The following is a 7,917-nucleotide window of genomic DNA, read 5'->3' as shown; positions in this document are numbered from 1 at the left end:
CCAGCGCCTGGTGGGCTGGCTGGGCGGATTCGGGGCGGCGGCCGCCGCGTACACGGTCTTCCAGACGCTGTACGGACTGCTGCCCGACGGCCTGTCCGCGGACGCCGCGCGGTACGGGATCGCGGCGGCGGGCGGACTCGGCGCGGGCGTCGCGGTATGGCTGGCCGCCGCCCTGGTCCGCGCACGCCAGGCCGAGCAGGCGGCGCGGGCCCGGCAGGTGGCCGCGGGCTCCACGGGCCACGGCCGGCTCACCGCGCTGACCGCGGCGACGTACCGAACGCTCACCGAGGAACTGATCAGCGCCGACGGCCCGGCCGGCGGGGTCCGGCTCGTCGGCTGGACGCACTCGCTCGGCGAGCCGGGCCGGGTCAGGCCGACCCCGACCGGCACCGCCTACGGCCTGCACCTGACGCTCGACCTGGCCCGTTCCGACGGCCGGCTCAGCACGGGTGAACTGGTGCGCACACTCTGGGCGTTGCGCCTCCCCGAGGGCGGCTGGTCGGCCCGCTCCCAGGGCACGCACCCCCGGCCCGAGGTGACCGCGCTGGTGCTCGGCGCGCTGGCCAGGGCCGGCGCCGACCCGGACCGGATCGCGGCGGAGGCCGATCGGTGCGCGGCCGCCTTCACACCCGAACACGACCGCACCGGCTACGAGTTGACGCACGTCGTGACGACGGTGCTGCGCGGCATGCTGCGTGCGGTGCCCGGCGAGCGGGACCGGCTGCGCACCCTGCGCGACGCCCTGGTCGCGGGCGCCGTCCCCGACCCGGCGCGCGCGGAGCTGCCCCGCTGGGGCTACCGCCTGGCGGCCCCGCAGGGCCCGCCGTCGGCGCTGCACACGGCGCAGGCCGTGGTGGCGCTCGACCGGACCGCCCGGGTGCTCGGCGAGGAGAGCGACGCGGCGCGCGCGGCCCGCGAGGGCGGCGTCCGCTGGCTGCTCGCCTGCCCGGACCCGGCGCACGACAGCTGCCTGGACCTGGAGAACCTGCGGGAGGAGGTGCGCCGCCCCCGCACGGACGAACCCGACCGCGAGGAGGTCCTGAACGTCCGCCACTTCACGGCCAGTTGGCTGATCCGCGCCCTGCTGACGCCCGGCGCGCGGGAGGTCGCGCACACCGCCGACGCCGAGCGCGTGTGGCGGGAGCTGCTCGCCGGCGCGGCGACCGCCGTGTGGCGCGGCCAGACGGACGGCATATGGACCTGGGTCAGGGACGACGCGGGCGGGCCGCGGCGGCCGATATGGATGACCTATCAAGGTCTTTCCGCGCTGCGCTCCCATGCCCTATGGATGTATGAGCCATAAGTACTCGTCCCTGGAGGTCCTGGCATTGGGCGGTCACCATGTGACCTCGGCGCGGCGGCTGCTCGCCGACGGCCTCGACGTGACCGCGACGGAGGCCGGGCTGGCCCGGGCGGCGCAGGACGTCGTCGCCGAACTGGGCGCTCCTGAGCGGCTGTTGGAACTGGTGCGGGATCTCGCGGCGGGCGCCGGTGACCCGGCGGGCTGTGCGCGGCTCTCGTACCGGCACGTCCTCGGCTTCGACAAGCTGCTGCTCATCGACGACGGTCCGCAGCACATGCTGCGCGCCCACGTCTGGCATCCGGGCGCGCGCAGCCCCGAGGACATCCACAACCACCGCTCCCCGCTGGCCTCGCACATCGTGCGCGGCGCACTGCGCATGGAGCTGTACGCGGACGCGCCGGCCGGCGGCGAGGCGGCCGCCCGCTACCAGGAGTCGCTGGCCGAGCGGAGCGCGGACTGGCTGCTCGAACCGGCGGGCCCGGCCCGGCTGCGGCTGACGCAGGTCGCCGAATACGCGGCGGGCAGCAGCTACGCCCTGCCGGCGCACACCCTGCACCGGGCGTGGAGCACGGCGCCGTACCCGACGGTGACGCTCTTCCTGGAGACGGGGGCGGAGCGGCGGCGGCACACGGACGTGTTCCTCGGCGCGGACGCGGAGCGGCACGCGCCGGCGGTCCCGAAGACGCCGCTCGGCGTGAAGGAGTACGTGCGCGAACTGGAGGCGCTGGCCGATCTGATCGTCACCGCGTGACGTCCTGGGTTGTCGGCCGGGGTCGTCCTCAGAGGTACGGGAGGGCCTGCGCCACGATGTCCCGGTTGTAGTCGTCGATCTCGACGGTGCCCAGGGCGGCGGGGGTCAGCCACTCGGCCGCCTGGTCGGTGTGCGGCAGGACGATGCCGGTACTCAGCGGGCGCACCAGGAAGTTGTCCTGGCGGTTCTTGACCTCGCGGCCCCGGTACTCGCTCACGAAGAAGGACTCGCCGACCTTGCGCAGCACGGAGCCGAGCAGACCGGTCTCCTCCTTCAGCTCCCGCAGCACGCCGTCCTCGGGACTCTCCCCCGGCTCCAGCTTGCCGCAGGGCACACCCCACACCCGGGGCAGGAAACGCTCGGTCTCGCTGCGCCTGACCAGCAGAACGCGCCCGCCGAGCACGACGACGGCCGCGGCGAGCCGGTTCTCCTGAGGGATGTCCACGCGTTCCACGGTAGCGCGTGACACGGATGTCGGCATCAGCGCACAACGGGCTTTCGGACAGCGGGAGTTGAGAGCACAGGTCAACGGGCTACCGTGAGCGCGCGCACGTCCTGTCCCCGCGCGCCCCGCGCGCACCACCCCTCCTCCGCCACGCTCCGTGCACCGCCGACGCGACAGGAACTCCCGATGACCGACAGCGCACCGCCCCCGGACACCGAACCCGGCACCGACCCCGCCACCGAGGCCGGCCGTCGCCTCCGCGAGCGCATCGACAGTTCGCGCCCGCACTCCGCCCGGGTCTACGACGCCCTGCTCGGCGGCAAGAACCACTACCCCGTCGACCGGGCGGCGGCCACCCGCGGCCTGGAGCGCAATCCGCGCGGCTACCTCGACGTGCGGCACAACCGGGACTTCATGCGGCGGGCGGTGCTGCACCTGACGCGGGACGTGGGGCTGCGCCAGTTCCTCGACATCGGCACCGGGCTGCCCACCCGCCCCAACGTGCACGAGATCGCGCAGGGCGTCGCCCCGGACACCCGGGTCGTGTACGTCGACCACGACCCGGTGGTCCTCGCCCACGCCCGTGCGCTGCTGGCCGGCGGGCCGGAAGGGCGGACGGCCTACCTGGACGCGGATCTGCGCGACCCGGACACGATCCTCGAGGACGCCCGCGCCGTCCTCGACCTGGACCGCCCGGTGGGCCTCGGTCTCGCGGCGATCCTGCACTTCGTGGAGGCGCCGGCCGCGTACGAGATCGCGGCGACGCTGCTCGGCGCCCTGCCGTCGGGCAGCGCCGTGTTCCTCAGCCACCTCACCGCCGACCTCCACCCGGAGAAGCTGCTGCCCGGCCTCCGGGCCACGGGCCTCCCGTTCACGCTCCGCAGCCGCGCCGAGGTGCTGCGGTTCTTCACGGACAACGGCCTGGAGCCCCTGGAGCCGGGCGTCGTCCCGGTGCACCACTGGCGCCCGGACGGCCCGTGGACGCCGGCCCCGGTGGAACCGGAGGACCTGGCGGGCCTCGCCCCCCTGGAGCGGGCGGCGCGGTGCGGCATCGGCGACGTACGGGACGAGGACATCAGCATCTACGGCGCCGTGGCGCTCAAGCCCTGACCGGCGCGGGGAATACCCCCGGCACGTCCCCGGTTCGGTCACCTCGTACGTGTCCGGTGGACCGACTCGCACAGGGGGACGACAGGATGAGCGGCATCGAGGTGCGGGGCACCGTCGCGGCGGGGTTCGAGGGGGTCCGCGAGGAGTTCGCGGCGGTGGTCGCCGAGGAGACGGCCGAGCCGGGCGCGCAGCTCGCCGCCTACCTCCACGGACGGCCCGTCGTCGACCTGTGGGCCGGTGACGGCATCGACGGGTCGACGCTCCTCGCCGCCTTCTCCAACAGCAAGGGCGCCGCGCATCTCGTGGTGGCACTGCTGGTGCAGGAGGGAGTACTCGACCTGGACCGCGAAGTGGCCTTCTACTGGCCGGAGTTCGGGACCGGCGGCAAGGACCGGCTGACGCTGCGCGAGCTGCTGGCGCACCGGTCGGGCCTGATCGGGGTCGACGGCGGGTTCACGGTGACCGAGCTGGCCGACGACCGGGTCGTCGCCGAACGCCTCGCCGGGCAGCGGCCGTTCTGGGAGCCGGGGACCGCGTACGGGTATCACGCCCTGGTCATCGGCGCCCTCACGGGCGAGGTGGTGCGGCGGGCGACGGGCCGCACGCTCCAGGAGGTCTACGAGGAGCGGATCCGGGCCCCGCACGGCGTGGAGTTCTGGCTCGGGCTGCCGGAGGCGGAGGAGGCCCGGTTCCAGCCGGTGCGGCCGATGGCGCCGACCCCCGCCCAGCAGGCACTCCTGGCGGCGAACGCCGCCCCGGCCGGCCGCCTCCTCGCGGTGGCCTTCAACCGGGCCGCCGACCCGTCGTTCGACATCCTCGACTACGCCAACTCCCGTACGGTGCGCGCCCTCGGGCCCGCGTCGGGCGGCGGGGTGGCCAACGCGCGGGGCCTGGCCCGGCTGTACGCGGCGGCGCTCAGCGGCGTCGACGGGACGGCGGCGCTCCTCAAGCCGGAGACGATCGAGGAGTTCACCCGCCGCCACTGGACGGGCACCGACGCGGTGACGGGCGAGCCGGACCACTTCACGCTCGGCTTCGAGACGGAGGGCGTACGGTACCCGTCGCTCGGCCCGGACGCGTTCGGCCACTCGGGCGCGGCAGGCTCCGAGGCCCTGGCGGACCCCGGTTCGGGCCTCACGTACGGCTACCTCCGCCGCCGCATCGCCTACCCCGGCGGCGCGGCCCCCGAGAACCACCGCCTCGTCACAGCCCTGACCCGAGCAGCATCGTCCTGAGCCGGCCTGCGAGCCGACGCCCCTGAGACGGCGCAGGCAGTGCGCATCTCAAGGGCGCGGGGAACTGCGCGCCCAGCCCCGCAACCCCGCCTACCGCAACAGAACGTCCCGCACCAACCCCTGCTCGCGCAGAGCGTCCCGCACCATCCCCGCGAACTCCGCGGCCCCCCGCACGGATGTATGCGTGTTGTCCCGCTTCTCGTTGTACAAGTACAGCGCCTTCGACCCCTCCGGACCCAGCTCCTCCACCCGTGCCTTCGTCAGAGCGGTCAGATCGATCAGCGGCACACCTTCCGCGGCCGCCAACTCCCGCACGACGGCGGGGTGGTCCACCCCCAGCCCGTTGACCAGCAGGGCCGTGCCGTTGTCCAGCGTGCCGTCCGCGTTGAACCACCGCCGCACGATCGGCGTGACCAGGACCGGCCGGCCGCCCCGCGCCCGCACCCCGTCGACCAGCGCCGCGAGATTGGCCCGGTACGTCGCCCCGTCGGTCGTCTTGTCGTTGTGGGCGAGCTGGATGAGGACCAGGTCACCGCGGCGGACGAGCGGCTGAACGGTCGGGAAGAGCGCCGGGTTCTCCCGGTATGTCACCGAACTCTCGCCGGAGTCGGCGTAGTTGGCGACGGCCACACCGCGCTTGAGGAACTGCGGCAGCTCCTGCCCCCACCCGGTGTACGGCTCGGCGGCCTGATCGCACACCGTGGAGTCACCGACGAGGAAGATCCGCGGCCCGGTCGGCCGCGCCGGCTTCACCTGAATCGATGCAAGCAGCGGCGCGGAACCGGCGAAGGTGAGATCGAGCCCGTCGCTCCCGGCGGCACCGGTCGGTTCGCCCTCCGGGGTGCGGACATTGACGGTGAAGGAGCGGCGCACCGTGTGCCCGGCCTCCGTCGCGGTCTCCGCGAGCAGCGCCCGTCGCGTCTCACCGCTGACGGAGGTGCTGCCCGCCGCGCTGCCGCCCAACTCGACGCGTACGTCGTAGTCCCCTGGAGCGACGTCGAAATGGCAGGTCACGGGCGCGGTACCGGTGCAGTGACCGAGACCGTCGGCGCCGGACGCGGCGTACCCGGGGGTCAGCGCACCTGCGGTGGCGAGGGCGGCGACGGTGAGGGCCGCGGCGACGGCACGTCTCATGGCGGGGGCTCCTTCGGCGGGGTGCGGGCGGCAGCTGTGGGGCGACGGCGCAGGACGATAGCCCAGTCGGCAAGCGCTTTCTAGTCCTTCTGCAACGATTCAAAGTTTCGAGTGACATTCTCAAGTCGCTTTCGTTGCGGGCTCTTTCGCGAACGCCGTTCGACTGTCACGCTGCCGAATCAGTCGCACCTCCCACCCCACCCTCAGGAGGGCACCCCCATGCCCGAGCACAGCACTCCCCTGCCCGACACCGGGACCCGCCCGCCCGAGCAGGGCGTCCGCCGCCGCGCGGTCCTCGCCGGGGCCGCCGCCACCGCCGCCGTGGCGGCCCTGGCGGGCCCGCTCAGCCCGGCGGCGCGCGCGGTGGCGTTCGGCTACGGCGACGACGGCTCGAACTACGTCGTCGACACCGGCGCGAGCCTCGTCTTCAAGGTCAGCAAGGCCAACGGCGACCTGACGTCCCTCGTCTACAAGGGAGTCGAGTACCAGGGCTACGGCGGGAAGAACTCGCACGTCGAGTCGGGTCTCGGTGCGTCCACGGTCACCGTCGCGCAGTCGGGTTCGACGATTCTGATCTCCGTCACGTACGGCACGCTGAAGCTCTACTACGCGGCCCGCAGCGGCGAGAACAACGTCTACGTGTGGACGAACAAGGCGGACGCCTCGGTGAGCGCCACGCGGTACATCGTGCGCGTCAAGGCGGGCCTGTTCCTCAACGACGAGCCGGACTCGTACACGTACGCGCCGACGACGATCGAGGCGTCCGACGTGTTCGCGAAGGCGGACGGTCAGTCCAGATCGAAGCACTTCTCGAAGCTGCGCGTCATCGACTACGACTACGTGGGCTGGTCGGCGGGCGGCGTCGGTCTGTGGATGGTCCGCTCGAACCACGAGAAGGCGTCCGGCGGCCCGTTCTACCGCTCGCTGCTGCGCCATCAGAGCGCGGACGGCGGCGGCCTGTACGAGATCCTCCACTACGGTCAGAACCAGACGGAGGCCCAGCGCTTCGGCCTGCAGGGCCCGTACGTCATCGCGCTCACGGACGGCGGGGCGCCCTCGCCGTCGCTGTACCACGGGAGCATCGACACGTCCTGGGCGGACGCGCTCGGCATCTCCGGGTACGTCCCGGCGAACGGCCGTGGCCGGGTCGCGGGCGTGGGTATCACGGGCCGCGACACGGCGTACCCGTACACGGTCGGGCTCGCCAGCCCGGCGGCCCAGTACTGGGGTCAGGCCCGCGCCTCCGACGGCTACTTCTCGATCGCGAAGGTGCTGCCGGGGACGTACGCGCTCACCGTCTTCAAAGGTGAACTCGCCGTGTACACCGGCTCGGTGACGGTCGCGGCGGGTGCCATCACGACGCTGAACTCGATCGCGGTGCCGGCCACGAGCGATCCGTCCAACGCGAGCGCGATCTGGCGCATCAACGACTGGAACGGCACACCTGCCGGGTTCAAGAACGCGGCCCTGATGACGTACGCGCACCCGTCCGACAGCCGTGCCGCGCCCTGGACCGGCAATGTCGTCATCGGCAGCGGGACGGAGACGTCCGCCTTCCCCTGCTACCTCTGGAAGGACGTGAACAGCGGCATCGTCGTCCACTTCCGGCTGACCGCCGCCCAGGCCGCCGCCGCGCACACCCTCCGCATCGGCGTGACGACGGCGTACGCCAACGGACGCCCGCAGGTCGTCGTCAACGACACGTGGACGTCGGCCGTCCCCTCCCCTCCGGCGCAGCCCGACACCCGCTCGCTGACGAACGGTTCGTACCGGGGCAACAACCACACCTTCACGTACTCCGTCCCCGCATCCGCCTGGCAGACGGACCCCGCCACGTACAACACCCTGAGGATCCACGTGGCGAGCGGCTCGGGAACGACGTCCTATCTGAGCGCGGGCACCTCGGTGGACGCGATCGACCTGCTGGCCTGAGCCGCCC

Annotated in this window: 7 protein-coding genes; 5 read left to right on the top strand and 2 right to left on the bottom strand. The window is 73.2% G+C overall.

The window, feature by feature from the left end; translation table 11 throughout:
• On the top strand, positions 1-1,303 hold a 1,303-nt coding region (locus M4J07_RS28205; protein ID WP_255976091.1), incomplete at its 5' end, for a hypothetical protein.
• Positions 1,293-2,054, top strand: a complete 762-nt coding sequence (locus tag M4J07_RS28200) for a hypothetical protein (RefSeq protein WP_374215093.1) — start codon at positions 1,293-1,295, stop codon at positions 2,052-2,054. The genes M4J07_RS28205 and M4J07_RS28200, both read left to right, overlap by 11 nt.
• 28 nt (positions 2,055-2,082) lie before the next feature.
• On the opposite strand, the gene M4J07_RS28195 is transcribed toward M4J07_RS28200, so the two are convergent.
• Positions 2,083-2,499 carry an NUDIX hydrolase gene (locus tag M4J07_RS28195; RefSeq protein ID WP_255976090.1) on the bottom strand — a complete coding sequence of 139 codons (417 nt, stop codon included), beginning with the start codon at positions 2,497-2,499 and terminating at the stop codon, positions 2,083-2,085.
• Positions 2,500-2,685: 186 nt separating this feature from the next.
• Between M4J07_RS28195 and M4J07_RS28190 the strand changes: the two genes are divergently transcribed.
• The gene (locus tag M4J07_RS28190; RefSeq protein WP_255976088.1) at positions 2,686-3,609 is read left to right on the top strand and encodes an SAM-dependent methyltransferase; all 924 of its coding nucleotides are present in this window, start codon (positions 2,686-2,688) and stop codon (positions 3,607-3,609) included.
• 86 nt (positions 3,610-3,695) lie between these two features.
• Positions 3,696-4,844 (top strand): serine hydrolase domain-containing protein, encoded by a 1,149-nt coding sequence (locus M4J07_RS28185; RefSeq protein WP_255976086.1) that lies wholly within the window; start codon positions 3,696-3,698, stop codon positions 4,842-4,844.
• 90 nt (positions 4,845-4,934) lie between these two features.
• Here M4J07_RS28185 and M4J07_RS28180 read toward each other — a convergent pair whose 3' ends face one another.
• Positions 4,935-5,978, bottom strand: a complete 1,044-nt coding sequence (locus M4J07_RS28180; protein ID WP_255976084.1) for a rhamnogalacturonan acetylesterase — start codon at positions 5,976-5,978, stop codon at positions 4,935-4,937.
• A gap of 219 nt (positions 5,979-6,197) precedes the next feature.
• Here M4J07_RS28180 and M4J07_RS28175 point away from each other — a divergent pair, with 219 nt between their 5' ends.
• Positions 6,198-7,910 carry a rhamnogalacturonan lyase B N-terminal domain-containing protein gene (locus M4J07_RS28175; protein ID WP_255976082.1) on the top strand — a complete coding sequence of 571 codons (1,713 nt, stop codon included), beginning with the start codon at positions 6,198-6,200 and terminating at the stop codon, positions 7,908-7,910.
• Positions 7,911-7,917 lie beyond the last annotated feature (7 nt).

Source organism: Streptomyces longispororuber, from assembly GCF_024448165.1.
Classification (GTDB): Bacteria; Actinomycetota; Actinomycetes; order Streptomycetales; family Streptomycetaceae; genus Streptomyces; species Streptomyces longispororuber_A.
This window is presented reverse-complemented; position numbering and strand designations above follow the sequence as displayed.

Excerpts from the sequence above, each read along its gene's own strand:
- M4J07_RS28175 (WP_255976082.1), top strand. The coding sequence starts at position 6,198 with ATGCCCGAGCACAGCACTCCCCTGCCCGACACCGGGACCCGCCCGCCC.
- M4J07_RS28190 (WP_255976088.1), top strand. The coding sequence starts at position 2,686 with ATGACCGACAGCGCACCGCCCCCGGACACCGAACCCGGCACCGACCCC.
- M4J07_RS28185 (WP_255976086.1), top strand. The coding sequence starts at position 3,696 with ATGAGCGGCATCGAGGTGCGGGGCACCGTCGCGGCGGGGTTCGAGGGG.
- M4J07_RS28200 (WP_374215093.1), top strand. The coding sequence starts at position 1,293 with ATGAGCCATAAGTACTCGTCCCTGGAGGTCCTGGCATTGGGCGGTCAC.
- M4J07_RS28180 (WP_255976084.1), bottom strand. The coding sequence starts at position 5,978 with ATGAGACGTGCCGTCGCCGCGGCCCTCACCGTCGCCGCCCTCGCCACC.